The sequence below is a fragment of the Streptomyces sp. 8N616 genome (genome assembly GCF_052246385.1).
Lineage (GTDB): Bacteria > Actinomycetota > Actinomycetes > Streptomycetales > Streptomycetaceae > Streptomyces.
On the sequence record NZ_JBQQBY010000008.1, the window covers coordinates 19,961 to 43,837 of the forward strand.

25 protein-coding genes and 1 pseudogene are annotated in these 23,877 nt (G+C 72.3%); 19 read left to right on the top strand and 7 right to left on the bottom strand.

Annotated features, from left to right (window positions below):
* Positions 1-10: 10 nt before the first annotated feature.
* Together ACTWQC_RS09380 and bioD are read left to right on the top strand one after the other, a co-directional pair.
* Positions 11-1,315: an adenosylmethionine--8-amino-7-oxononanoate transaminase gene (locus ACTWQC_RS09380; protein WP_443315126.1), complete on the top strand. Its 1,305-nt coding sequence runs from the start codon at positions 11-13 to the stop codon at positions 1,313-1,315.
* A gap of 143 nt (positions 1,316-1,458) precedes the next feature.
* Entirely contained in the window at positions 1,459-2,190 is a 732-nt protein-coding gene (gene bioD / locus ACTWQC_RS09385) for a dethiobiotin synthase (RefSeq protein WP_443315127.1), read from the top strand.
* A 79-nt stretch (positions 2,191-2,269) separates the two neighbouring features.
* Here bioD and ACTWQC_RS09390 read toward each other — a convergent pair whose 3' ends face one another.
* On the bottom strand, positions 2,270-2,593 hold the full coding sequence (locus tag ACTWQC_RS09390) for an AzlD domain-containing protein (RefSeq protein WP_443315128.1): 324 nt from the start codon (positions 2,591-2,593) through the stop codon (positions 2,270-2,272).
* Between the two features lie 40 nt (positions 2,594-2,633).
* Positions 2,634-3,302 carry an AzlC family ABC transporter permease gene (locus tag ACTWQC_RS09395; protein ID WP_443315129.1) on the bottom strand — a complete coding sequence of 223 codons (669 nt, stop codon included), beginning with the start codon at positions 3,300-3,302 and terminating at the stop codon, positions 2,634-2,636.
* 64 nt (positions 3,303-3,366) lie between these two features.
* Here ACTWQC_RS09395 and ACTWQC_RS09400 point away from each other — a divergent pair, with 64 nt between their 5' ends.
* Both ACTWQC_RS09400 and ACTWQC_RS09405 read left to right on the top strand, forming a co-directional pair.
* Entirely contained in the window at positions 3,367-3,930 is a 564-nt protein-coding gene (locus ACTWQC_RS09400; protein ID WP_443315130.1) for a helix-turn-helix domain-containing protein, read from the top strand.
* Positions 3,931-4,031: 101 nt separating this feature from the next.
* Entirely contained in the window at positions 4,032-4,703 is a 672-nt protein-coding gene (locus tag ACTWQC_RS09405; protein WP_443315131.1) for a class I SAM-dependent methyltransferase, read from the top strand.
* Between the two features lie 34 nt (positions 4,704-4,737).
* Here the strand turns inward: ACTWQC_RS09405 and ACTWQC_RS09410 are convergent, their stop codons facing one another.
* Positions 4,738-5,109, bottom strand: a complete 372-nt coding sequence (locus ACTWQC_RS09410) for a fic family toxin-antitoxin system, toxin component (RefSeq protein ID WP_443315132.1) — start codon at positions 5,107-5,109, stop codon at positions 4,738-4,740.
* Positions 5,106-5,330 carry an antitoxin gene (locus tag ACTWQC_RS09415; protein WP_443315133.1) on the bottom strand — a complete coding sequence of 75 codons (225 nt, stop codon included), beginning with the start codon at positions 5,328-5,330 and terminating at the stop codon, positions 5,106-5,108. Before ACTWQC_RS09415 ends, ACTWQC_RS09410 begins: the two co-directional genes overlap by 4 nt.
* Positions 5,331-5,525: 195 nt before the next feature.
* On the opposite strand from ACTWQC_RS09415, the gene ACTWQC_RS09420 reads away from it, so the two are divergent.
* From ACTWQC_RS09420 to abc-f, 6 genes and pseudogenes are all read left to right on the top strand, one after another.
* Positions 5,526-6,317 (top strand): ABC transporter ATP-binding protein, encoded by a 792-nt coding sequence (locus ACTWQC_RS09420; RefSeq protein WP_443315134.1) that lies wholly within the window; start codon positions 5,526-5,528, stop codon positions 6,315-6,317.
* Between the two features lie 6 nt (positions 6,318-6,323).
* Complete coding sequence (locus tag ACTWQC_RS09425) at positions 6,324-8,894, top strand: ABC transporter permease (RefSeq protein ID WP_443315135.1); 2,571 nt, start codon at positions 6,324-6,326, stop codon at positions 8,892-8,894.
* Positions 8,895-9,048: 154 nt separating this feature from the next.
* Positions 9,049-9,515, top strand: a pseudogene (locus ACTWQC_RS09430) (GNAT family N-acetyltransferase).
* A 182-nt stretch (positions 9,516-9,697) separates the two neighbouring features.
* The gene (locus ACTWQC_RS09435) at positions 9,698-11,041 is read left to right on the top strand and encodes a hemolysin family protein (RefSeq protein WP_443315136.1); all 1,344 of its coding nucleotides are present in this window, start codon (positions 9,698-9,700) and stop codon (positions 11,039-11,041) included.
* On the top strand, positions 11,038-12,057 hold the full coding sequence (locus ACTWQC_RS09440) for a hemolysin family protein (protein WP_443315137.1): 1,020 nt from the start codon (positions 11,038-11,040) through the stop codon (positions 12,055-12,057). Before ACTWQC_RS09435 ends, ACTWQC_RS09440 begins: the two co-directional genes overlap by 4 nt.
* A 75-nt stretch (positions 12,058-12,132) precedes the next feature.
* A complete protein-coding gene (gene abc-f / locus ACTWQC_RS09445) occupies positions 12,133-13,767 on the top strand; it encodes a ribosomal protection-like ABC-F family protein (RefSeq protein WP_443315138.1) in 1,635 nt (544 codons plus the stop codon).
* Positions 13,768-13,831: 64 nt separating this feature from the next.
* On the opposite strand, the gene ACTWQC_RS09450 is transcribed toward abc-f, so the two are convergent.
* Positions 13,832-14,287: an ATP-binding protein gene (locus ACTWQC_RS09450; RefSeq protein WP_443315139.1), complete on the bottom strand. Its 456-nt coding sequence runs from the start codon at positions 14,285-14,287 to the stop codon at positions 13,832-13,834.
* Positions 14,288-14,455: 168 nt separating this feature from the next.
* Between ACTWQC_RS09450 and ACTWQC_RS09455 the strand changes: the two genes are divergently transcribed.
* The 9 genes from ACTWQC_RS09455 to ACTWQC_RS09495 all read left to right on the top strand — a co-directional run bounded on the left by ACTWQC_RS09455 (position 14,456) and on the right by ACTWQC_RS09495 (position 22,386).
* Positions 14,456-15,091, top strand: a complete 636-nt coding sequence (locus tag ACTWQC_RS09455) for a TetR/AcrR family transcriptional regulator (protein ID WP_443315140.1) — start codon at positions 14,456-14,458, stop codon at positions 15,089-15,091.
* 71 nt (positions 15,092-15,162) lie between these two features.
* Positions 15,163-15,942, top strand: coding sequence for an SGNH/GDSL hydrolase family protein (locus ACTWQC_RS09460; protein WP_443315141.1), 780 nt, complete (start codon positions 15,163-15,165; stop codon positions 15,940-15,942).
* An 81-nt stretch (positions 15,943-16,023) separates the two neighbouring features.
* Positions 16,024-17,457 (top strand): adenylosuccinate lyase, encoded by a 1,434-nt coding sequence (gene purB / locus ACTWQC_RS09465; RefSeq protein ID WP_443315142.1) that lies wholly within the window; start codon positions 16,024-16,026, stop codon positions 17,455-17,457.
* 53 nt (positions 17,458-17,510) lie between these two features.
* Positions 17,511-18,026: a G/U mismatch-specific DNA glycosylase gene (gene mug, locus ACTWQC_RS09470; RefSeq protein WP_443315143.1), complete on the top strand. Its 516-nt coding sequence runs from the start codon at positions 17,511-17,513 to the stop codon at positions 18,024-18,026.
* Between the two features lie 109 nt (positions 18,027-18,135).
* Positions 18,136-19,179, top strand: coding sequence for an NAD(P)-dependent alcohol dehydrogenase (locus tag ACTWQC_RS09475; protein ID WP_443315144.1), 1,044 nt, complete (start codon positions 18,136-18,138; stop codon positions 19,177-19,179).
* A 4-nt stretch (positions 19,180-19,183) separates the two neighbouring features.
* On the top strand, positions 19,184-19,909 hold the full coding sequence (locus tag ACTWQC_RS09480; protein WP_443315145.1) for an MIP/aquaporin family protein: 726 nt from the start codon (positions 19,184-19,186) through the stop codon (positions 19,907-19,909).
* Positions 19,910-20,010: 101 nt separating this feature from the next.
* Complete coding sequence (locus tag ACTWQC_RS09485) at positions 20,011-20,805, top strand: IclR family transcriptional regulator (RefSeq protein WP_443315146.1); 795 nt, start codon at positions 20,011-20,013, stop codon at positions 20,803-20,805.
* A gap of 164 nt (positions 20,806-20,969) precedes the next feature.
* Positions 20,970-21,536: a DJ-1/PfpI family protein gene (locus ACTWQC_RS09490; protein ID WP_443315147.1), complete on the top strand. Its 567-nt coding sequence runs from the start codon at positions 20,970-20,972 to the stop codon at positions 21,534-21,536.
* 37 nt (positions 21,537-21,573) lie between these two features.
* Complete coding sequence (locus ACTWQC_RS09495; protein WP_443315148.1) at positions 21,574-22,386, top strand: IclR family transcriptional regulator; 813 nt, start codon at positions 21,574-21,576, stop codon at positions 22,384-22,386.
* 203 nt (positions 22,387-22,589) lie between these two features.
* On the opposite strand, the gene ACTWQC_RS09500 is transcribed toward ACTWQC_RS09495, so the two are convergent.
* Positions 22,590-23,036 (bottom strand): hypothetical protein, encoded by a 447-nt coding sequence (locus ACTWQC_RS09500; protein ID WP_443315149.1) that lies wholly within the window; start codon positions 23,034-23,036, stop codon positions 22,590-22,592.
* 66 nt (positions 23,037-23,102) lie between these two features.
* Positions 23,103-23,876 carry an ABC transporter permease gene (locus ACTWQC_RS09505; protein WP_443315150.1) on the bottom strand — a complete coding sequence of 258 codons (774 nt, stop codon included), beginning with the start codon at positions 23,874-23,876 and terminating at the stop codon, positions 23,103-23,105.
* Position 23,877: the final 1 nt, after the last annotated feature.

Here is a 23,877-nt window from a genome sequence, read left to right on the forward strand (position 1 = left end):
TGCGCCTGCGATGTCCGGCCCCCTGTCCACGGGCGAACTGCTGACTCTCGACCGGCAGCACGTCTGGCATCCGTACGGTCCGATGCCAGGCCGGCAGAAGCCGCTGGTCGTGGAGTCCGCGTCCGGCGTACGGCTGCGGCTCGCCCAGCCGGCCGAGGGCCGCACCGAACTGATCGACGGCATGTCGTCGTGGTGGTCCGCGATCCACGGCTACAACCACCCGGCGCTCAACGAGGCCGCGCGCTCGCAGCTGGAGCGGATGAGCCATGTGATGTTCGGCGGGCTCACCCACGAGCCCGCCGTACGCCTGGCCGCCCGGCTCGTGGAGATCACGCCCGAGCCGCTGCGGCACGTCTTCCTCGCCGACTCGGGCTCGGTGTCCGTCGAGGTTGCGGTCAAGATGTGCCTGCAGTACTGGCGGTCGGTGGGAGAGCCCGCCAGGCAGCGGCTGCTGACCTGGCGTGGCGGCTACCACGGCGACACCTGGCAGCCGATGTCGGTGTGCGACCCGGACGGCGGGATGCACCAGCTGTGGTCCGGCGTGCTGCCCCGGCAGATCTTCGCGGACCCGCCGCCCGCGGGCTTCGACGCGGAGCCGGACGAGGCGTACGTACGGCACCTGCGGGAGCTGATCGGGCGTCATGCGGACGAGCTGGCCGCGGTCATCGTGGAGCCGGTGGTCCAGGGCGCGGGCGGGATGCGCTTCCACTCCCCCGGCTACCTGCGCGTTCTGCGGGAGGCGTGCGACGAGCACGGGGTGCTGCTCGTCCTCGACGAGATCGCGACCGGGTTCGGGCGTACAGGGGCGCTGTTCGCGGCGGAGCACGCCGGGATCTCGCCCGATGTGATGTGCGTCGGCAAGGCCCTGACCGGGGGCTATCTGACCATGGCGGCGACGCTGTGCACCTCGCGGGTGGCGGACGGGATCTCCCGCGGCGAGGTCCCGGTGCTGGCACACGGCCCGACCTTCATGGGCAACCCGCTGGCCGCGGCGGTCGCCGACGCCTCCATCGAGCTGCTGCTGGGCCACGACTGGCGGCAGGAGGTCAAGCGGATCGAGGCGGGGCTGCGGGAGGGGCTCGCGGCGGCGGAGGAGCTGCCGGGCGTCCGGGACGTACGGGTGCTGGGCGCGATCGCCGTGGTTCAGCTCGACCACGAGGTGGACATGGAGGCGGCGACGCGGGCCGCGGTACGCGAAGGGGTGTGGCTGCGGCCGTTCCGCGACCTCCTCTACACCATGCCGCCGTTCATCACGGGCGACGACGACGTCACGCGGATCTGCGCGGCGGTACGGGCGGCAGCCGCGGCGGGCTGATAGCTGATACGGGCCGGGGTCGTTCCCGGCTCGCTCGCCGCGGCGGCCCGGACGCCCGCGCGTCCAGCGGCGGACGAGCGGGCCGCGCCGGCGATGGGCTGCGCAACACAGGGATTCGCAACAGGGAAAGGGTGCGGCACGGCATGGCGATTCTCGTCGTCACGGGGACCGGAACCGAGATCGGGAAGACGGTCGCGACCGCGGCGGTGGCCGCCGTCGCGGCCGGTGACGGACGGTCGGTGGCCGTCCTCAAGCCCGCGCAGACGGGGGTCGGTGCGGACGAGCCGGGTGACGCGGCCGAAGTGGTGCGGCTCGCCGGGCCGGTGACCGCCGCCGAACTCGCCCGGTTCCCCGAGCCGTTGGCGCCCGCGACGGCCGCCCGGCGGGCCGGGCTCGCTCCGGTCGGGCCGGGGGCGGTGGCCGAGGCGGCGGAGAAGCTGGCGGCCGAGCACGACCTGGTCCTGGTCGAGGGCGCGGGCGGGCTGCTCGTACGGTTCGACCACGAGGGCGGGACGCTGGCGGACGCCGCGCGCCTGCTGGGCGCCCCCGTGCTGGTCGTCACACCGGCCGGGCTCGGCACGCTCAACGCGACGGCGCTGACGGCGGAGGCGCTGCGGGCCCGGCGGATCGAGTGCGCGGGTGTCCTGGTCGGCAGCTGGCCGGCCCGCCCGGACCTCGCGGAGCGCTGCAACCTCGCCGACCTTCCGGAAGCCGCGGCGGCCCCGCTGCTCGGCGCCGTGCCGGAGGGCGCAGGGGCCCTGCCGCCCGCGGACTTCCGCGCGGCGGCGAGGTCCTGGCTGGCCCCGCAGCTGGGCGGCACGTGGGACGCATCCGCGTTCACCGCCCGCATGCAGCCCGGGCATCCAGCGGTGTGATCACGGGTGCCCGCGCGGCGTGGCGCGGTATCGCACGGCGCCTGCCCCTCGGACGGGCGCCGGATCGCGCGGCGCCGGATCAGGGCACGCCCGCGAAGCGGAGCAGCGCCGTCGTGGCGGCCGCCGCGATCACGACGACCACGAACGGCGCCCTGCGCCAAGCGAGGACCCCGCCGGCCAAAACGCCCGCGGGCCTGGCCCAGTGGGCGAAGCCCTGGGCCTCGGTGAGCGCCGCGGTGGCCGCGAGCGCGACGAGCAGCACGGCGGCGGCGGTGGACAGCAGCTGCCGGACCCGCGCGGACAGCTCGACCCGGCCGTGGAGCAGCGGGCCGGCCAGCCGGAACGCGTAGGTGCCCACGGCCAGTACGAGGATCGCGGCGATCGTCACGGCTTCCCCCGTCACGGCTTCCTCCCTCACGGCTTCCCCCGTCACGGCTTCCCCCTCACGGCTCCCGCCGGGCGGCGAGAAGTCCGGCGAGTGCGAGCAGTACGGGCAGGCCCGGGGGCAGGACTGGCGTGGCGGCCAGGGCGACGGCGGCGCCGAGCAGGGCCGCGCGGCGGGTTCCGGCGTCGCCCAGTGTGGGCAGCACGAGGGCGAGCAGCACCGCCGGGTACGCCGCGTCGAGGCCGAACGCGCCGGTGTCTCCCACCGCCTTCCCGGCCAGGGCGCCGGCCAGGACGCAGATGTTCCACGTGACGAACAGGCCCAGGCCGGAGATCCAGAACGCGGCCTTGCGCCGGGCGGGGTCCGGCTGGGCGAGCGCGAAGGCGGCCGTCTCGTCCGTGATCAGGTGGGCCCCGAACAACCGGCTCGAGCGGCCCTTTCCCAGGACGTCCGTGACGGCCAGGCTGAAGGGCACGATGCGCGTGTTGAGCGGGAGCGCGGCCGCGACGGCGGCGACCGGGCCGCCGCCCGCCAGCAGGATGCCGACCGCGCTGAACTGGGCGGCGCCGGCGAACACCACGAGCGACATGACCACCGGCAGCCAGACCGGCAGCCCACCGGCGACCGCGATCGCGCCGAACGAGATGCCGATCACCCCGTCGGCCAGGCACACCAGGGCCACATCGCGCAGCAGGCCGCGATCCTGTGTTCGGAGAAGCGAACGCATGTTTTCTAGAATGGACAGAGAGGCAGTGTTCGTCAAGACGAACGATCAGACTCCTGGAGCGAACATGACTGATGGCACGCCCCGCCTGCCGCTCGACCGGATCGCCGCGGCCCTGCGGCGGGAGCGCACCCGGGCCGGGCTCTCGCTCTCCGAGCTGGCGAAACGCGCCGGGATCGCGAAATCCACGCTGTCCCAGCTCGAATCGGCGACCGGCAACCCGAGCCTGGAGACGCTGTGGGCGCTGGGCGTGGCGCTGGGCGTGCCGTTCAGCACGCTGGTCGAGCCGCCACGGCCGGCGGTCCAGGTGATCCGGGCCGGCGAAGGGCCGACCGTGCCCTCGGAACGGTCCGACTACGCCGCGACGTTGCTGTCCTCGAGCCCGCCGGGCGCGCGCCGGGACATCTACTTCCTGCGCGTGGAGCCCGGTCCCGCGCGGGAGTCGGATCCGCATACGCCGGGCACCGTCGAGCATCTGATCGTCGGGACCGGGCGGGTGCTGGCGGGTCCGGACGACGAGCCGGTCGAACTCGCCGCCGGGGACTACCTCTCGTACCCCGGCGACGTACCGCACATCTGCCAGGCGCTGGAGCCGGACACGACCTGCATCATGATCATGCAGCACACGTGAACCCTCGTGGCCCAGTCGCGACCCGCAGGGCACGGCGGTGCAATCCGGCCCCGCCGGGGGAGAATCCTGGTAGCCGCCCTCCGCAGAAGAAGGGGTCCGCCATGCCACTGCGCAGCACCAGACTTCCGCGGGACGCCGTACACCACCCGCTGTTCGCCCGCGTCTACGCCCGCGTCAGCGTGGTCGCCGAGGAGAGGGCGGGGATCGGCGCGCACCGCGAGGAGTTGCTCGCCGGGCTGTCCGGGCGGGTGATCGAGATCGGCGCGGGGAACGGTCTGAACTTCGCGCACTATCCCCGGCAGGTCTCCGAGGTGGTGGCGATCGAGCCGGAGCGCACCCTGCGGCGGATGGCGACCGCGGCGGCCCTGCGCGCCGACGTGCCGGTCGATGTCGTACCGGGTGTGGCAGAGGCGCTGCCGGTGAAGAGCGAGGCGTTCGACGCGGCGGTCACCTCGCTGGTGCTGTGCAGCGTGCGCGATCTGCCGCGGGCCCTGCGGGAGATCCGCCGGGTGCTGCGGCCGGGCGGCGAGCTGCGCTTCTTCGAGCACGGGCGCGCGGAGGGCAGGGCCATGGCGACCGCGCAGCAGGCCCTCGACAGGACCGTGTGGCCCCTGCTGTTCGGCGGCTGCCACACGGGCCGGGACACCCTTTCCGCGCTGGAGGGCGCGGGATTCGAGATCGGCGCGTACCGGCGGCTGCGGGTCCCCGAGCAGGGCCCGCAGCTGCCGACCTCCGCGCACGTGCTCGGCGTGGCCCGGCGGCCCAGCGCATAGCCCCCGCCGAACGCGACGGTCGCAGTGAAGCGCGTCAGAGACTCCAGCTGCGCAACTCATCGGCGATGGCGCGGACGTCGGCCGTGCCGTCCTTGACCAGGCGGGCGAGATCACGGACCTGCTCCGGCGAGGTGGTGACCTTCAGTCCGCTCGCGACGAGGTAGCCGTACGCGACCGCGGTGGCGAACATCGCGTTCGACCGCTCCAAGGCCGGTACGTGCAGCAGGAGTTGCAGCAGGGCCGCCGCGCGGTCCTGTGGGTCGGTGTAGACGGGCACGCCGAATATCTCCGCCTCGTGCCTGCTGACGGCGGCGACCAGTGATCCCCAGTCGGTGACGGGCGGATCACCGGGGATGTGCTGTTCGGCGATCATGAGGAGCCAGGCAAGGTCGATGCGCAGGGTCAACGGGGCTTGCGCTCCTCGCCGAACTCCTCAGCGAACACGTGCTCGTACTGCTTCATGAAGTCGGCCGCGGCTTCCACGAACGTATGGCCCGCCTCGCCCGCGTCCTGGCGGACGAGCTCTTCGATGTAGCGGTTCATACTCAAGCCCCGCTGGAGGGCGCGCTGTCTCGCGGTCTCGGCGGTGGACTCGTCCACACGGACGTTCAGCTGGGTTTTGGCCACGGCACCAAGCTAGCGCTCTTCCGCTAGCAAAGGCAAGCGCAGGGGGCGGGGCGCAGGGGGTGCCCTTGGGGGTCGGGCCATACGCCGGTACGAGACGGGGGGCGCGAGACCGTACCGGAGGGGGATGCCGATGTCCGGGCACCGACTTACTCTCGGTCGCGTACGGACGGTGGATCCCGGTCCAGGGAGGCGGCCTTGTCCACACCTGCGGCACCGAAGGCATACGGCGTGGCGGAGGGTGCGGAGATCGCCGCCCGCGCCTCGGCCCTGACGAAGGCGTACGGCTCGGGCGAGACGGCCGTACTCGCCCTGGACGCGGTGGACGTGGCGATAGCGCGCGGCCGGTTCACGGCGGTGATGGGCCCCTCGGGCTCCGGCAAGTCGACGCTCATGCACTGCCTCGCGGGTCTGGACACGGTCTCGGCGGGCCAGGTGTGGCTGGGCGAGACGGAGATCACCGGGCTGAACGACCGGGAGCTCACCCGGCTGCGGCGCGACCGCGTGGGCTTCATGTTCCAGTCGTTCAACCTGCTGCCGACGCTGAACGCGGCGGAGAACATCACGCTCCCCATGGACATCGCGGGCCGCAAGCCGGACCGGGAGTGGCTGGAGAAGGTCATCGACACCCTCGGTCTGCGGGACCGGCTCGGCCACCGCCCTGCGCAGCTGTCCGGCGGCCAGCAGCAGCGCGTGGCCTGTGCGCGAGCGCTGGCCTCGCGCCCGGAGCTGATCTTCGCCGACGAGCCGACCGGCAACCTGGACTCGCGGTCCGGCCTCGAGGTGCTGCGGTTCCTGCGCGAGGCGGTGGACGATCTCGGCCAGACAGTGGTGATGGTGACGCACGACCCGGGGGCCGCGGCACACGCCGACCTCGTACTGTTCCTCGGAGACGGGCGGATCGTCGACGCGATGCCGGAACCGACCGCGGAGGCCGTACTGGAGCGGATGAAGCGTTTCGACTCGATCAGCTCGGCCGGGAAGAGCTGACTCCCGGTGCTCCGGGCCACCCTGCGCAGCTTTCTCGCCCACAAGGGACGCCTGCTGCTTTCCGCGCTCGCCGTGGTGCTGTCGGTGGCGTTCGTCGCCGGAAGCCTGATCTTCTCGGACACCGTCAACCGCACCTTCGACCGGCTCTTCGCCTCCACGTCGGCGGATGTGACCGTGGCACCGCGGTCGGAGTTCGACGAGGCCGGCGGCCTGTCGTCGGGCCGGGTGGAGACGCTGCCCGCCGCGCTGCGCGAGCGCGTCGCCGCCGTGGACGGGGTCGCGGACGCGCAGGTCGACGTCCGGGTGGAGCGGGTGACCCTGGTCGACGAGCGGAACGAGCCGGTCGGACCCACGTCGGGGGCGCCGACCATCGCCACCAACTGGAACGACACCGAGCGCAGTCCGGTGAAGCTGAGCAGCGGGCACCTCCCGCGCGGCGCGGGCGAGGCGCTGCTGGACGCCGACACGGCCGACCGCGACGGCCTCGGGATCGGCGACACGCTGCGGGTGGTGGCACCGCCGGGCACCTTCCCGGTCAAGGTCGTGGGCATCATGGCCTTCACCACGACCAACCCGGGCGCGGCGCTGGTCGCCCTCGACACGCCGACGTCCCAGACGAAACTGCTCGGCAAGCCCGGGGCCGCCACCGCGATCATGGCGGACGCGGCGCCCGGCACCAGTGACGAGGTGCTCAAGCAGCGCATCGCCGACGAGCTGGGGTCCGGTTACGAGCTCAGCACGCGTGACGAGCGGGCGGAGTCCCAGGCCGCAGAACTGGGCGGCTTCCTCGACGTGATCAAGTACGTGATGCTGGGCTTCGCCGGGATCGCGGTGCTGGTCGGCGTCTTCCTGATCGTCAACACCTTCTCCATGCTGATCGCTCAGCGCACCCGCGAGCTGGGGCTGCTGCGCGCGCTGGGCGCCGACCGCCGTCAGGTGCGGCGCTCGGTGCTCACCGAGGCGCTGCTCCTCGGCCTGACCGGCTCAACGCTGGGTCTGGCCGCGGGAGTCGGCCTCGCGGCCGGGCTGATATCGCTGATGAGCCTGCTCGGGATGAACCTCGACGCGGCCGAGATGGTGATCGGCTGGCAGACCCCGGTGTCCGCGTACGTGGTGGGGGTGGGCGTGACCTTCGTCGCCGCCTATCTGCCCGCCCGGCGGGCGGCCCGGGTCTCCCCCATGGCCGCGCTCGCCGACATCGAAGTGGCGGGCGTGGGGCGGCCGTTGCGGATCCGCGCCGTCGCGGGCGCGGTGCTGGGGGCCGGCGGGGCGGCGGCGCTGGCGGGCTGCGCGAAGGCCACACAGACCCAGCAGGCATCCTCGCTGCTGCTGCTCGGGCTCGTCCTCACCCTGGTCGCCACGGTCGTCGCGGGCCCGCTGCTCGTACGCCCGGTCATCCGGGTGCTGGGCGGGGCCTTCCCGCGGGTGTTCGGCCCGGTGGGCCGGATGAGCCAGCGCAACGCCCTGCGCAACCCGCGCCGCACCGGGGCGACCGCGGCCGCGCTGATGGTGGGACTCGCCCTCGTCACCGGCATGTCCGTGGCCGGTGAGTCGATGACGCAGTCCTTCGACCAGCAGATCGACCGGCAGCTCGGCGCCGACTTCGTGGTGCAGAACAGGAACTTCGCGCCGTTCCCGCAGGAGATCACCGAGCGGGTGCGGGAGGTGGACGGGGTCGGCACGGTCGTACGGGAGCGGTTCGCACCAATGCGCCTGAAGCTGCCCGACGGGACGACGGCCAGGACGACGGGCGCGGGCTTCGACCGGGGCATGGACGAGGTCGTGAACATGGAGTACGCGGCCGGGAACACGGCTTCCGCCCTCGGGAACGGCCGGATCGGGCTGCAGAAGGCATACGCGGACGACCACCGGATCCGTATCGGCAGCAGGATCCAGGCCACCTTCGCGAACGGGCAGAGGGCGGACCTGACGGTGGGTGCTCTGACGGACATGGAGTCGGGCGAGGGGTTCGGGACCCAGGGCGGCTTCTTCATGAGCATGGACACCCTGGAGAAGCACATCCCCGGCGGGCAGGACGCCGCGGTGTACGCCAACGCCGCGGACGGCACCGATCCGCAGGCGCTGCGCGACCGGCTGGAGAGCGCCCTCGACGCCTTCCCGCAGGTGCAGGTGCGCGACCAGGCCGACTACAAGGAGCTGATCCGGGGCCAGATCGCCGTCCTGCTGTACCTGGTGTACGCGCTGCTGGGCCTGGCGATCGTCATCGCGGTGCTGGGCGTGGTCAACACCCTCGCCCTGTCGGTCGTCGAGCGCACCCGCGAAATCGGCCTGCTGCGGGCGATCGGCCTGGCCCGGAGACAGCTGCGGCGCATGATCCGGCTGGAGTCGGTGGTCATCGCGGTCTTCGGCGCCGTACTGGGCCTGGCACTCGGGCTCGTGTGGGGTGTGGCGGTCCAGCAGGTGCTGGCGCTTGAGGGGATGAAGGCCTTCGCGGTCCCCTGGCCGGTGGTCGCGGCGGTGGTCGCCGGGTCCGTCCTGGTGGGCCTGGCGGCCGCTCTGCTGCCCGCGCTGCGGGCGTCGCGGATGAACGTCCTCGCCGCCATCGCCAATGAATGAGGCCGGTGTTCACCCTCAGCACGGACACCGGGTCGTCCCGAAGGGGCGCGTGGCGGGCGAACTCGCGGCACACGCGCCGGACCTGTCCGGGGAGCAGGGACCGGAGGCCGAAATCCGTTCGCCGCCGCGCCGCTCGCGGTGGTGGGATGGCGCCATGAGCGATATCCGGATACGGGCCGCGTCGGCCGCGGATGTGGAGACCGTGCTCGCCTTCTGGAAGGAAGCGGCGGAGGGCGCGAGCATCAGCGACGACGCGGACGGGGTGGCGCGGCTGATCTCCCGCGACCCCGGGGCCCTGCTGCTGGCCGAGCGCGCGGGCGCCCTCGTCGACCTCGTCGGCACGGTGATCGCGGGCGATGGGGGTACCGCCCATGCCGTTCAGGCTATGGGGGAGGCTGGCGCTGCCACCTCTACCGGCTCGCGGTGCACCCGGACCACCGGCGGCAGGGCGTGGCGACCGCGCTGCTGAAGGCCGCCGAGGACCGGTTCACCTCGCTCGGCGGCCGGCGCGGGGATGCGATGGTGCTGAACCGCAACGCGCTCGCCCACCACGCCTGGAGCGCCGCCGGTTACGCGCGGCAGCCCCAGTGGAGCCGCTGGGTCAAGCCCCTGGGCGCCTGAACCGCCGCCCCTCCCCCGGGAACCCGGGCCGCACCCTTTGCTCCTCCTTTACCATGGGTGCACATTCCGCGATGTGAAAGGTGTGAGCGTCCGCCCATGGGCGAGCCTCCCAGTAGTCCCCGTCCTCGAGCCGATCGCGCAGTCCTCCCTCCCCTGCCGGATCATGGGTGGGAGGTGTACCGATGACCGAAGTGCTTCTGCTGGCGCTCGCCATCCTCCTGACGCTCGCCTGCGGCGTCTTCGTCGCGGCCGAGTTCTCGCTGACGACGGTCGAGCGCAGCGTGCTGGAGCGGGCGGTGGCCGAGGGGCAGCGGGGCGCGGACACCGCGCTCAGGGCCGTACGGACCCTCACCTTCCAGCTCTCCGGGGCACAGCTCGGCATCACCGTCACAGGCCTGGTCATCGGCATGCTCGCCGAGCCGTCGCTCGGCAGGCTGCTGGCCGGTCCGCTGGAGGCCGTCGGCATACCCGCCTCCGCCTCCTCCTCCGTCGCCCTGATCCTCGGCACGGCCGTCTCGACGGTCATGCTGATGGTCGTCGGCGAGCTGGTCCCCAAGAACTGGGCGATCTCCAGCCCGCTGCGGGTGGCCCGGCAGGTGGCGGGACCGCACCACGCCTTCAGTACGGCCTTCCGCCCGCTGATCGGGCACCTCAACAACGCCGCCAACCGCCTGGTGCGGCGCATGGGCCTGGAGCCGGCCGAGGAGCTGGCCTCCGCGCGCGGGCCGCAGGAGCTGGTCGCGCTGGCCCGGCACTCCGCGAGGGAGGGCGCCCTGGAGGCGGACACCGCGGAGCTGTTCGTCCGCACCCTCGGCCTCGCGGAGCTGACGGCCGAGAACGTGATGACGCCGCGGGTCCAGGTCGTCGCCCTCGACGAGCAGACCACGGCGGAGGACGTCGCCAACGCAACCCGCGCGACCGGCCTCTCCCGCTTCCCGGTCTACCGGGACAGCCTCGACACCGTCATCGGGACCGCGCACATCAAGGACGTCCTGGCCATACCCGCCGACCAGCGCGCCTGGCGCCCGGTATCCGAGATCCTGCGCGAGCCGGTCCTCGTCCCCGAGTCGCTGACCGTGGACCGGCTGCTGGACCGGCTGTCCGCCAAGCACGCCATGGCCGTGGTCATCGACGAGTACGGCGGCACGGCGGGCGTGGTCACGCTGGAGGACATCGTCGAGGAGGTCGTCGGCGAGGTCCGCGACGAGCACGACCCGCTCGAGGTGCCCGACCTGGCGCCCGCGGGCACCGACGAGGACGGCCGGGCGCTGTACGACGCGGACGGCGCGGCCCGTACCGACCAGTTGGCGGCCATCGGTCTGCGTGTCCCCGAGGGCCCGTACGAGACGCTCGCCGGCCTGCTCGCGACGGAGCTCGGCCGGATCCCGGAGGAAGGGGACAGCGTGGAGGTGGCCGGCTGGCGGATCGACGTGGTGGACGCCACCGGCCACCGGGCTGCGCGCGTACGGCTGTGCGCGCCGCTGCCCGGGACCGAATCCCCCGATGACGGGGAGGCGGCCCGATGACTCTGCTGCAGCTCTTCATCGGTCTGCTGACCCTCGTCGTCAACGCCTTCTTCGTCGGCGCCGAATTCTCGCTGATCTCGGTGCGCCGGGACCAGCTCGAGCCGCTCGCCGAGCAGGGCGACCGGCGCGCCCGCAGCGTGATGTGGGGCCTGCAGCACGTCTCGGCGCTGATGGCCGCGGCGCAGCTCGGCATCACGCTGTGCACGCTGGTGCTGGGTGTGGTCGCAGAACCGGCGATCGCGCACCTGCTGGAGCCGCTGTTCCACGCGGTGGGCCTGCCTGACGGGCTGATCCACCCGGTCGCGTTCGTCATCGCGCTCGGCGCCGCGACATATCTGCACATGCTCTTCGGCGAGATGGTGCCGAAGAACGTGGCGCTCGCGGAGCCGGTGCGCTCGGCGCTGCTCCTGGGGCCGCCCATGGTGGCGCTGACGCGCGCGCTGCGCCCGGTGATCTTCGCGGTCAACGCCTTCGCGAACGGGCTGCTGAAGCTGTTGCGCGTGGAGCCGAAGGGCGAGGTGCCCGCGACGTTCTCGGACGACGAGCTGGCCGGTATGGTCGCCGACTCCAGCCAGGCGGGGCTGCTGGACGAGCGGGCGACCGAGCGGCTGCGCGACGCGCTGGAGCTGAGCCGCCGTCCCGTGGGCGAGGTGGTGGTCCCGGTGGAGCAGGTCGTCTCGGCGCGGTTGGGGGTCACGCCCGAGGAGCTCGAGCAGCTGTCCGCGGAGTCCGGCTACTCCCGGTTTCCCGTCGTCGACGACGACGGCCGGATCGTGGGCTATCTGCATGTCAAGGACGCGCTGGACGCGCGGCCCAGGGACCTGCCCTTCGCCAGGGGGACGATGCGGCCCATCGCGCGCGTGAAGGCGTCGCTGCCGCTGGACGACGCGCTGGGAGCGATGCGGAGCACCGGTACGCACCTCGCCGCGGTGATCGGCGACGACGGGCGCCTCGGCGGGCTCGTCACGATGGAAGACGTCCTGCGGGAGCTGGTGGGGAAGGCTCCCTCGGCCTGAGCCGGCCCGGCCGCACCGGCCCGGGCCCGTACACGTCAGAGCGCCGCCGAAGGACGGCCCCAGGGAAGGACCGCGATGACGTCCCAGCTGGTGGTGGACCAGGTGTCGGTGGGTTACCCCGGCCGCCCGGTGCTGGAGCACGTCTCGCTGCGCGTACCTCCGGGCGAGCACGTGTGCGTCATCGGCGACAACGGCTCGGGCAAGTCCACGCTCCTGCGGCTGATCGCCGGGCGGCAGGCGCCGGACGAGGGCCGGGTGACGGTGACCGCCGACGGCGGCACCGGCTATCTGCCGCAGAGCCTCGAACTTCCGGCGCGGGCGACCGTACGGGAGGTCATCGACGAGGCGCTCGCGGATCTGCGGGACCTGGAGCGGCGGATGCGCGAGGCCGAGGCCGCCCTGGGCACGGCGGACGCGCAGCAGGTGGCGGCGTACGGCGACCTGGTCGCGGCGTACGAGGCGCGGGACGGCTATCTCGCCGAGACCCGCCTGGACACCGCGCTGCACGCGCTCGGCCTGCCGCACCTCGATCGCGCCCGGCGGCTCGGCACCCTCTCGGGCGGCGAGCAGTCCCGGCTCGCGCTGGCCTGCGTACTGACCTCCTCGCCCGAGCTGCTGCTGCTCGACGAGCCGACGAACCACCTGGACGAGGATGCGGTCGGCTGGCTGGAGGAGCGGCTGCGGGCCCACAAGGGCACAGTCGTGGCGGTCACCCACGACCGGGAGTTCCTGGACCGGGTGGCCGACACCGTGGTGGAGGTGGACGGCGACCGGCGGGCCGTGGAGCGCTACGGCGGCGGCTGGCCCGGCTTCCTGCAGCAGAAGGCCGCGGCCCGGCACCGCTGGGAGCAGCGGTACCGCGAGTGGCGCGAGGAGGTCGAGCGGCAGGAGGAGCTGGCCTCGGCGGGCGCGGCGCGGGTCGCGGCCGGCTGGCGGATGAGCGAGCGGCCTGCCTGGACCAGGCACCAGAGGTCGGTGGAGGGGCAGCTGTCGGGGCGGGTGCGCAACGCCCGGGAGCGGCTGCGGCGGCTGCGCGCGGAGCCGGTGCCGCGGCCGCCGGATCCGCTGCACTTCACCGTGGCCATCGGCGGCGGCCGCAGGGACGACGGCACGGAGGCGGAGGAGCCGGCGGCCGAGCTGGTGGGGGTGGCGGTCGACGGACGGCTGTCGGTGGACCGGCTGGCGCTCGCCCCGGGCGAAAGGCTGCTGCTGATGGGCCCGAACGGCGCGGGCAAGACGACGCTGCTGCGGGTGCTGTCCGGGGAGCTGGCGCCCGACCGGGGCCGGGTCCGGCTTCCTGAGCGGATCGGCAGGCTGCCGCAGGAGGTGCCCGCCATCGCGTCGCGGCGACCGCTGCTCGCGGCGTTCGCGGAGGGGCTGCCGGGCGAGCCGGAGGAGCACGCGGAGACGCTGGCCGCGCTGGGGCTGTTCCGCGAGGAGGACTTCCAGGTGCCGGTCAGCGGCCTGTCGGTGGGCCAGCGGCGCAGGCTGTCCCTGGCCCGGCTGCTCACCCGGCCCGTGGAGCTGCTGCTGCTGGACGAGCCGACGAACCACCTGTCGCCGGAGCTCGTGGAGGAGTTGGAGCAGGCCCTCTCGGCGTACGCGGGCACGCTCGTGGTGGTGTCGCACGACCGGAGGCTGCGGGCACGGTTCACCGGTACGAGGCGGGAGATGGCGGAGGGGCGGCTGCTGCCCTTGGAAGATCGGTAGGTAGGGCCTGACCGGCTCGGCGCGACAAGACGAGCGCCGTGCGGTGCGGGGTACGGCGGAGGGCTCAGCGCAGTTCGAACCAGACCGACTTGCCCTCCAGGGTCTGCTCCACACCCCACTCGCTGGACATCAGGTGGACCAGTTCCAGGCCCCGGCCGTGTTCGTCGTCGGGAGCGGCGGATCGCCTCCTGGGCAGCTTCCGGCTGCCGTCCTCGACCCGGCACCGCAGACCCTGGCGCCGCTCGACGGTGAGCTGGAGCGGCCCGTCGGTGTGCAGCAGTGCGTTCCCGACGAGCTCGCTCACGAGCAGCTCGGCGGTGTGGGTGAGATGTTCGAGCTGCCAGTCTGCGAGTACGGCGCGTATGGCGATCCGGGCACGACGGCACGCGACGGGGTCGCTCGGCAGATGCCAGGGACCCGATATGCGGCCGTCCTGGCGAGGGACGCCCGAGAGGACCGGCCCCTCCGCCCTCTGCGGAAAGGCAACCTCCCGGGCCCCGGGTATGTGGGGATGGTGCATCGGGTCTCCACTGGGCCATGGCCGGCGGCTCGAGAATGCCGGCCTGGTAGGGACCGCCTTTGCTGTGCTTCCCGTCTCGGGAAAGTGATCACGTCCCAGGATCACTGTCACGGTCATACTGCCTGGTACGACCCTAATTTGGCTTTACCGAGAAGTAAAGTGCTGTACATGATCGATCGCCCGAGTGATGAGGACATGCTCGACGCCGCCTGCGCGGTATTCGCCGAAGTCGGTTTCCACGCGGCCACGATGGAGGACATCGCGGCCCACGCGAAAACAACGAAGCCCACCCTCTATGCCCATTTCGGCAGCAAGGACGATCTTTATCGGCGGTGCGCAGAGTTCGCTGCCGACACGCTCGGTACACGGGTTTTCGAGTCGTATGCGGCGGCCGCGGAACTTCCGCTGGAGGCCCAGGTCAGGGCCAGCATGGAGACCCTTTTCGGCTACGCCGCCCGGCACCCGTCGAAATTCCTGCTGCTCTTCGGCCCCGACCCGGTCGGCACCGTCGCGGAGGCCCGCCAGCGGATGACCGGCACCACGGCCCAGGAACTCGCGCGGCGCATTCGAGACTTCACCGAGCGCCACGGGAGAGGCCGCTGGGGCGTGAGCGCGGAGCTGTGCGCCTCGCTGATTGTGGGCCTGACCGTCGAGGGCGCCCGCTATGCGCTCTCCACCGAATCACTGGACACCGCGGCCGCGGGGGAATTCGCCACAGCCTTCACCGTGGCCGCGCTCCGGCACATCGATCCCGCCCTCGCCGACGAAATCGACGCGTCGGCCTCGCCGCCGGATTCCGCCTGAGCGACATGGCCCCGTACTCCCCGGGGGCCGCGGCTGGGCGCGGCCGTACCCGGGAGTAGGATCACCGCGCCATGCAGATGAATGCTCCCTACACCAGCCTCGTCGCGGTCGGCGACTCCTTCACCGAAGGCATGTCGGACGCGCTGCCCGACGGCACGTACCGTGGCTGGGCCGACCTCCTCGCGGCACGGCTCGCCGCCCGCACGCCCGGCTTCCGCTACGCCAACGTCGCGGTGCGCGGCAAGCTCATCCGGCAGATCGTCGACGAGCAGGTGGATACCGCCGCAGCGATGGGCGCGGACGTGATCACGCTGGTCGGCGGGCTCAACGACACCCTTCGGCCCAAGTGCGACATGGGCCGGGTCCGCGGGCTGCTCGAGGACGCCGCCGGGCGGCTCGCCCCCTCCTGCAGGCAGCTGGTGCTGATGCGCAGCCCCGGCCGCAACGGCCCGGTCATGGAGCGATTCCGCCCGCGCATGGAGGAGCTGTTCTCCTTCGTCGACGAACTGGCCGCGCGGCACGGCGCCCTCGTCGTCGATCTGTACGGGGCTCCGGTGCTGGCGGACCAGCGCCTGTGGCACGTCGACCGGCTGCATCTGACGGCCGAGGGTCACCGGCGGGTCGCGGAGGCGGTGTGGCAGACCCTCGGCCTCGAGGCGGAGCACGACTGGCGGGCCATGCTGCCCCCGGCCGTGCGGCCGGGATGGGCGGCCCGGCGCGTCGGCGACCTGCGGTTCGCGCGCGAGCACCTGGTGCCGTGGATCGGGCGCCGGCTGACGGGCCGCTCGTCGGGCGACGGCCGTCCGCCCAAGCGCCCCGAGCTGCTGCCGTACGAGGTCCCGGCCTCGTAGCGGTCCTGCGGCCCACCGCGTAGCGGGCCACCGGACGGGCAGGGCACTGGCCTGCGCGAATCGCCAGTAGAATCCCTACACGTGACCTCCAAGCCCAGCATCCCGAATGTCCTGGCCGGCCGCTACGCCTCTGCGGAGCTCGCCGTCCTGTGGTCCCCCGAGTACAAGGTGACGCTGGAGCGGCGGCTCTGGCTGGCCGTGCTCCGCGCGCAGAAGGACCTCGGCATCGAGGTGCCGGAGCAGGCGCTAGCCGACTATGAGCGGGTCCTCGAGCAGGTCGACCTGACCTCGATCGCCGAGCGCGAGAAGGTCACCCGGCATGATGTGAAGGCGCGTATCGAGGAGTTCAACGCCCTCGCCGGGCACGAGCACGTGCACAAGGGCATGACCTCGCGGGACCTCACCGAGAACGTCGAACAGCTGCAGATCCGGCTCTCCCTGGAGCTGACCCGGGACCGTACGGTCGCCGTCCTGGCACGCCTGGGCCGACTGGCGGCCGAGCACGCCGAGCTGGTGATGGCGGGCCGTTCGCACAACGTCGCGGCCCAGGCCACGACCCTCGGGAAGCGGTTCGCGTCGGCGGCCGACGAGCTGCTCGTCGCGTACGCGCGCCTCGACGACCTGCTGGGCCGCTACCCGCTCCGCGGCATCAAGGGCCCGGTCGGCACCGCGCAGGACATGCTCGACCTCCTCGGCGGCGACACCGCGAAGCTGGCGGACCTGGAGCGGCGGGTGGCGGAGCACCTCGGCTTCTCGCACGCCTTCACCTCCGTCGGCCAGGTCTACCCCCGGTCCCTCGACTACGACGTGGTGAGCACGCTGGTCCAGCTCGCCTCCGCGCCGTCCTCGCTCGCCAAGACCATCCGGCTGATGGCCGGGCACGAGCTGGTGACCGAGGGCTTCAAGCCCGGCCAGGTCGGCTCCTCCGCGATGCCGCACAAGATGAACACCCGCTCCTGCGAGCGCGTCAACGGACTCGCCGTCATCCTGCGCGGCTACGCCTCGATGGCCGGCGAGCTGGCGGGCGACCAGTGGAACGAGGGCGATGTCTCGTGCTCGGTGGTCCGCCGCGTGGCCCTGCCGGACGCCTTCTTCGCCTTCGACGGGCTGCTGGAGACCTTCCTGACGGTGCTCGACGAGTTCGGCGCCTTCCCCGCCGTCGTCGCCCGCGAGCTCGACCGGTACCTGCCCTTCCTCGCGACGACGAAGGTCCTCATGGGCGCCGTGCGGGGCGGGGTCGGGCGGGAGGCCGCACATGAGGTGATCAAGGAACACGCCGTCGCCTCGGCGCTCGCCATGCGCGAGAAGGGCGTGGAGCGCAACGAGCTGCTCGACCGGCTCGCCGACGACGAGCGCATCCCGCTGGACCGCACGCAGTTGGACGCGCTGATGGCCGACCGGCTGTCGTTCACGGGTGCCGCCGCGGACCAGGTCGCGACGGTCGTACGGCGGATCGAGGAGATCGCGGCGCAGCACCCGGAGGCCGCGGCGTACGCGCCCGGGGCGATCCTCTGACCAGCCTTCGGCCCGAGGACCTGGCGGCCGCCCGCGACCGCGCGATCGACGACGTGCTCGCGGGCGGTCTGCATGTGCTCTTCTGCGGCATCAACCCCGGGCTGATGTCCGGGGCGACGGGGCACCACTTCGCCCGGCCCGGCAACCGCTTCTGGCCCGTACTCCACGCCTCCGGGTTCACCCCTCGCCGGCTGCTCCCCGCGGAACAGGGCGAACTGCCGGCGTACGGCCTCGGCATCACGAACGTCGCGGCCCGCACCACGGCGCGGGCCGACGAGCTCGACGACGAGGAGCTGCGCGAGGGCGGGCGCATCCTGCGGGAGAAGGTACGGCGGTACGAGCCGCGGTGGCTCGCCGTGGTCGGCGTGACCGCCTACCGGGTCGCGTTCGGCGACCGGCACGCGAAGGTCGGGCCGCAGGAGCGGACGATCGGCGGGACGCGGGTCTGGGTGCTGCCGAACCCCAGCGGGCTGAACGCCCACTGGACCCTGCGGACGATGGCCGAGGAGTTCGGAAGGCTCCGCGAGGCCGCGGGCGTGGCGGACGCCAGGCACCGGGGCGACTCGTAGAGAAATGTCCGTTTTCCCAATAGCCGGAATTTTCGTGGTTGACCCGTGGTCGAGAACGAACGAGCATTTCCTCAATCGCCAAGGGATACAGCGATGAGGAGCCGTGAAAATGAAGGCAGTACGTTTGCATAATTACCACGAGCGGCCGGTCGTCGAGGACGTTCCGGAGCCCGTGATCGAATCCCCGCTGGATGTCATCGTGGAAATCGGAGGTGCCGGTCTCTGCCGTACCGATCTCCACATCGTCGAAGGCCAGTGGAATGAGAAATCCGGTGTGGATTTGCCGTACACCATCGGGCACGAAAACGCGGGATGGGTCCGCGAGACCGGTTCTGGAGTGTCCGGTCTGGAGGTCGGCGACGCCGTCATCATCCATCCCCTGATGACATGCGGACTGTGCCGCGCCTGTCGTTCCGGTGATGATGTGCACTGCTCGGCGAGCGCCTTCCCCGGGATCGACTCGGACGGCGGCATGGCCGAACTGATGCGGACCAGCGCTCGCTCGTGTGTGAAGCTCGCCCCCGCTCTGCAGCCTGCCGACGTGGCCGCTCTGGCCGACGCGGGCCTCACCGCGTACCACGCCGTACGGAAGGCGCTGCCCCTGCTCTACCCCGGCGCCACCGTCGTGGCGATCGGCGCGGGCGGCCTCGGCCACATCGGGGTCCAGTGCCTGACGGCGCTCACCGCGGCCGAAATCGTCGTGGTCGACAGGTCGGATGCGGCGCTGGAGCTCGCCAAGAACCTCGGGGCGCACCACACCGTGAACGCCGCCGCCGGGGACCCGGTCGCGGCGGTCAGGGAGATCACCGCCGGGCAGGGCGCGCACGTGGTCATCGACTTCGTCGGCGAGCAGGGCACCGAGTCGCAGGGCGTCGCGATGCTGCGCAGAGCCGGTTCCTACTTCGTCGTCGGATACGGGGGGCTGGTGAACGTCCCCACCATCGACATCATCTCCGCGGAGATCAATGTCGTGGGCAACCTCGTCGGCAGCTTCAACGACCTCGAGGAGCTGATGACACTCGCCGCTCAGGAAAAGGTGCGGCTGCACACCACGACGTACCCGCTGGACGCGGTGAACGACGCGATGGACGACCTGGACAACGGGCGTCTGCAGGGCCGGGGAATTCTGGTTCCCGGCGCCGGCCACCGGTGAAGCCATGACAGAGAACAGTTTCCGTCAGCGACTTCTTGCCGAATTCCTCGGCACCGGATTTCTCGTTTTCCTCGGCGTCGGCTCTATTCCGGCCACGCTGATGCTGCAGGAAAGCGGAAAGACCAGCTTCACGATGGCAGACCTGGGCATGATCGCCTTCGCGTTCGCCATGGCGGTCGTGGCCGCCGTGTTCGCCATCGGGCACGTCTCGGGCTGTCATATCAATCCGGCCGTGACCCTGGCCCTGGCCTCGACCGGCAGGATGAGCCGGCGGGAGGTGCCCGGCTACATCCTGGCCCAGTGCGCGGGGGCGGTCGTCGGCGCCGCGGCCATCGTCGCCGTACTCGGAACGCGGGCGGTGCGGCTGGGGCTGGGCGTCGCCACCTACGCGGCCCCCACCTCCTTCTCCCAGGCGTTCTTCGCCGAAGCCGTGGGCACCTTCATCCTGGTCTTCGTCGTCTTCGGCGTCATCGACCAGCGGGCCCCCGGCGGATTCGCGGGTCTCCCCATCGGTTTCGCCGTCTTCGCGATCGCGGTCGCCGTGGGCCCGGTCACCGGAGCCGCGCTCAACCCGGCGCGGACCCTGGGGCCGCTGGTCACCGCCGCGCTGGGGGGCGGTACGGCCCTCTGGTCGCAGCTGCCGGTGTACCTCGCGGCGCAGGTGGTGGGGGGTCTGCTGGCCGGCCGCACCTATGTCGCGGTCAGCAGAATTCGGACGGCCACGGCCTGACTGTTAGCCTGGCGCGCCGGCCGCCGTCGCATGACGTGGCGGCGACCGGCCCGTCGGGCCGGACCCCGGGGGGCCACGGAAGCCCATGAAAGGGGGCGACGATGCACGGCAACGACCAGTACGCGGTCGAGCCCCATGACCTGCTCGGATCGGTGCGGCGCGCGCTGATGGTGCTGGAAGTGGTGGCCACGTGCGGCGACGGCATCACCGCGAAGGCCGTCGCCCGCCGCCTCGGTCTGACCCTGCCCACCACCTACCGCCTGCTGAACACGCTCGTACACGACGGCTACCTGGTCCGTCTCCACCACTCCCGCGGCTACGGGCTGGGCTACAAGCTCACCGACCTGCACCGCCACCTGTGCGCGGAGCTCGATGTCACCCCCGGTGTCTCCGGTGTGCTCCACGAGATCCACCAGGAGTGCACGGCCGCCGCCTACTACACCGTCTTCCGGGACGAGGACATCGTCGTCGCCGAGGTGGCGGATTCACCCGAGGCGCCGCGGGCCGAACCGCTCGGCATCGGATTCCACGAGGCGCCGCATGCCACGGCCTTCGGCAAGGTCATGCTCTCGTCCCTGCCTGCCAGAAGGCGCCAGGACTACCTGCGCGGCCAGGGCCTGGCCCGTCTCACCGCTTCCACCATCACCGCACCCGACGTCCTGGAAGGGCATCTGCGGCAGGTGCAGTCCTCGCGTGTGGCCGTCGAGGTCGGGGAGTTCAGCTCCGAGCTGTCGTGCGTGGCCGCCCCGGTCTACAGCGACGGCGAGGTGGCGGGAGCCGTGGCCACCTCGGTTCCCACCAGGCTGTTCGCGCCGCGCCGGCGGCAGTTGGAGGAGGCCGTACGTCTCGGGGCCGCCCGCGTCTCCCGCCTGCTCGCCGCCGGCGCGACCGGGTAGGCGGCTCGAGCGCCCGGCACACCACCAAGGGTTCCCCGGCGCTTTCCAGCATCGTTGGAAAGTGGCCCGGGATGGTTTCCCCGGTCGGCCGTTGATCGGTCAGGGTGGCTCCACGGACCGCACGCCCGCGGCATCCGCCGTAAACGGACTGAGGAGAGAGCCCTATGCCCAAGGTACTGATCGTCACCGGTGACGCCGCCGAGGACCTCGAGGTCTTCTACCCCTACCAGCGGCTGCTGGAAGAGGGCTACGAGGTGCACATCTCGGCCCCGTCACGCAAGAAGCTCCAGTTCGTGGTGCACGACTTCGTCGAGGACTTCGACACCTTCACCGAGAAGCCCGGCCACGCCTGGCCTGCCGACCTCGCGCTGTCGGAGGTCGACCCGGCCGACTACGCGGCGGTGGTCATACCCGGCGGCCGTGCGCCCGAGTACCTGCGCCTGAATGCCGACTTCCAGCGCGTCGTCGGCCACTTCTTCGAAACCGGCAAGCCGGTCGCGCATGTGTGCCACGCGGCCGTGGCGCTCGCCTCCCTGGGCGTGCTGAAGGGGCGGCGTACGGCTGCCTGGCCCGCGTGCGCGCCGGACGTCGAGAGCGCCGGCGGCACCTTCGTCGACGAGGCCGCCGTCGTGGACGGGAACATGGTCTCCGCCCGGGCCTGGAACGACCACCCGGCGTGGATGCGCGCCTTCACCGAGCTGCTGCGCGAGCACGCTCCCCTCAGCGCCTGACGGCGAAACAGCGGGGTAGGGTGCCGGGTTCACCGCGATGAGGACGGAAGAACGGCAGAAGGGCGGCAGGATGTCCGAGGGGCAGGCTCTGCAGAGCATCGAACGCGCCATGGCGGTTCTCGACGCCGCCGCGGCCTCGTCCGAGCCGGTGACGGCCAAGGCGCTCGCCCGCGAACTCGGCTGTTCCCTGTCCACCGCCTACAACCTCGTGAACACACTGATGGCCGGCGGCTACCTGGAACGCGCGGACGGGGGCTACGTCCTCGGCGACCGGGTGTCCGCCCTCCACCGGGCCAGGGTGCGGCGCGGGCCCGCCGCCGAGGATGTCGGCGCCGTGCTCGAAGGGGTTCGGCGGGCGGGTGGCACGTCGTCGGCGTACTACTGCCGTTTCCGCGGGGGCAGCGTCGTCATCGAGAGCGGAGCCCACGCGCCCGGCGTCGGCCCCGAGTCCGTCCTCCCGCTCGGCCCGGACCTCCATGCCCATGCCACGGCCCACGGCAAGGTCCTGCTGTCCGGCCTGACGACTTCCGCCAGGCGGCGGTACCTGGAGGGGCGGGGCATGCCGAGGCTGACCGGACGCACCATCACACACGTCGCCCGCCTGGAGACCCAGCTCGAGCGCGTGCGGCGCAGGGGGATCGCCATGGCGGTCGAGGAACACGCACCCGGTGAGGCGTGCGTGTCGGTGCCGGTGACCGCACCGGACGGGCGGGTGCTGGCCGCCGTCTCCGTGGCGGTGCCCGCCCCGGCGCTCCGCGCCCACCGCGATGCACTGGTGCAGGCGCTGCAGCGGGGCGCCCGGGACGCCGCGCGCCTTCTTGCCGGGGACGGGACGCGGTCACCGGGGTAACGCCTGGTGCAGGCGGCGACCGGCTCCATGGGAGCAGCTCCGTGTGCCGACTCCAGGAGCCAGACTCCGTGTGCCCGGCTCCGTGTGCCCGACTCCGTGTGCGCGACTCGTGTGCGCGACTCCGTGTGCCCGGCTCCGTGTGCCCGACTCGTGTGCCCGCCTCCGTGTGCCCGGCTCCGTATGCGCTACCGCGCTGCCCGGGCTCAGCGCACGTCCTCCTCCCCTATCGCGGCGAAGAGCTGCAGCCGCGGCGGCGGCTCCGGTTCCTCCCGGGTGATGCCGAGCCCGACCCAGCGACCCTCGACACGCCAGGCGTACACCTCTCCCACGAGCCCGCTGAGCGTCCGCAGCGGCTCCGGGACCGGCTCGCCCTTCGCGGCCCGTTCCAAGCGGCCGGTTAACCGGGTGCGTTCGGGCTCGCCCCAGCGGTAGGTCAGCACCTGGACGAGCACCTGCAGCTCGGACTCGAACTCCTCGCGCGCATCCTGCACGGCGGACATGTCCTGCCCCCAGAGCCCGTCCACGGCGTCGAGTTCGGCGAGATGGAACCCCGGGCCGCTCTCGACCCGGCCCTCCACGCACCGCTGCGCGGGGAAGGGGCGCGCACACAGCCGCTCGATGGCCGTCAGGTGAGCCCTCGTGGTGTCCATGCCGTCAGTAAAACTGCTGCCACTGACAATTTGGCGGCCCGTCAGGCGCCGAGGCCCGGATGGGCGTTAGGCGTCGCGCCGTTCCAGGGCCCGCCGCCCCGCCCACACGGCGGCTGCGGTCCAGCCTGCCATCACCGCCAGACCCGCCCACGCACCCAGCGGGCCCTCCGGCACCGGGTGCATCACCTGCCAGCCCGCATGGTCGGGCAGGAACTGGGCGATGTCCCGGGTCGCGGAGATCTCACCCAGGATCGGCGATATGAGGAAGACGACCGGGGTGAGCAGGCCCAGGGCACCCACCGCGCTGCGCAGCAGAGCCGCGACGCCCGCGGAGAGCAGGGTCAGCAGAGCGAGGTAGGCCCCACAGCCGACGGCGGCGCGCAACGCCCCCGGCGCGCCGAGCCCGACACCGTGCTCGCCGAGCAGTGCCTGGCCGCCGAGGAAACTGCAGAAGCCGGTGAGCAGTCCGACGGCGAGCGCCAGCCCGCCTGCCACGGCCAGCTTGGCCCCGTAGAACAGGCCCCGGCGCGGTACGGCGGTCAGCGAGGTGCGCACGGTCCCGGTGCCGTACTCCCCCGCCAAGGTGAGGACGCCGAAGCAGAGTGCCGCGATCTGGCCGAAGTTGAGGCCGTAGAAGGAGCTGAGGACCGGCTCGAAGTCTGGCCCGTCGGACTCGGCCTCGCCGTAGAGCGCGCACACGACGACGGTGACGCCGACCGTACCCGCGAGGATCCCGGCGAGGGAGGCGAGCAGCGAGCGCACGGAGCGGATTTTCGTCCACTCGGAGCGGATGACAGCCGTGACTTCGGGACGGACCGCTGCGGATGTCCTCGGTGACATG

What these genes read in the sequence shown, in the direction of transcription:
- ACTWQC_RS09500 (WP_443315149.1), bottom strand. Translation starts at nt 23,036, where the DNA reads ATGGACACCACGAGGGCTCACCTGACGGCCATCGAGCGGCTGTGTGCG.
- ACTWQC_RS09380 (WP_443315126.1), top strand. Translation starts at nt 11, where the DNA reads ATGTCCGGCCCCCTGTCCACGGGCGAACTGCTGACTCTCGACCGGCAG.
- ACTWQC_RS09435 (WP_443315136.1), top strand. Translation starts at nt 9,698, where the DNA reads ATGACCGAAGTGCTTCTGCTGGCGCTCGCCATCCTCCTGACGCTCGCC.
- ACTWQC_RS09480 (WP_443315145.1), top strand. Translation starts at nt 19,184, where the DNA reads ATGACAGAGAACAGTTTCCGTCAGCGACTTCTTGCCGAATTCCTCGGC.
- bioD (WP_443315127.1), top strand. Translation starts at nt 1,459, where the DNA reads ATGGCGATTCTCGTCGTCACGGGGACCGGAACCGAGATCGGGAAGACG.
- ACTWQC_RS09400 (WP_443315130.1), top strand. Translation starts at nt 3,367, where the DNA reads ATGACTGATGGCACGCCCCGCCTGCCGCTCGACCGGATCGCCGCGGCC.
- ACTWQC_RS09485 (WP_443315146.1), top strand. Translation starts at nt 20,011, where the DNA reads ATGCACGGCAACGACCAGTACGCGGTCGAGCCCCATGACCTGCTCGGA.
- ACTWQC_RS09505 (WP_443315150.1), bottom strand. Translation starts at nt 23,876, where the DNA reads ATGTCACCGAGGACATCCGCAGCGGTCCGTCCCGAAGTCACGGCTGTC.
- ACTWQC_RS09460 (WP_443315141.1), top strand. Translation starts at nt 15,163, where the DNA reads ATGCAGATGAATGCTCCCTACACCAGCCTCGTCGCGGTCGGCGACTCC.
- abc-f (WP_443315138.1), top strand. Translation starts at nt 12,133, where the DNA reads ATGACGTCCCAGCTGGTGGTGGACCAGGTGTCGGTGGGTTACCCCGGC.
- ACTWQC_RS09490 (WP_443315147.1), top strand. Translation starts at nt 20,970, where the DNA reads ATGCCCAAGGTACTGATCGTCACCGGTGACGCCGCCGAGGACCTCGAG.
- ACTWQC_RS09475 (WP_443315144.1), top strand. Translation starts at nt 18,136, where the DNA reads ATGAAGGCAGTACGTTTGCATAATTACCACGAGCGGCCGGTCGTCGAG.
- ACTWQC_RS09440 (WP_443315137.1), top strand. Translation starts at nt 11,038, where the DNA reads ATGACTCTGCTGCAGCTCTTCATCGGTCTGCTGACCCTCGTCGTCAAC.
- ACTWQC_RS09405 (WP_443315131.1), top strand. Translation starts at nt 4,032, where the DNA reads ATGCCACTGCGCAGCACCAGACTTCCGCGGGACGCCGTACACCACCCG.
- ACTWQC_RS09455 (WP_443315140.1), top strand. Translation starts at nt 14,456, where the DNA reads ATGATCGATCGCCCGAGTGATGAGGACATGCTCGACGCCGCCTGCGCG.
- ACTWQC_RS09450 (WP_443315139.1), bottom strand. Translation starts at nt 14,287, where the DNA reads ATGCACCATCCCCACATACCCGGGGCCCGGGAGGTTGCCTTTCCGCAG.
- ACTWQC_RS09495 (WP_443315148.1), top strand. Translation starts at nt 21,574, where the DNA reads ATGAGGACGGAAGAACGGCAGAAGGGCGGCAGGATGTCCGAGGGGCAG.
- ACTWQC_RS09395 (WP_443315129.1), bottom strand. Translation starts at nt 3,302, where the DNA reads ATGCGTTCGCTTCTCCGAACACAGGATCGCGGCCTGCTGCGCGATGTG.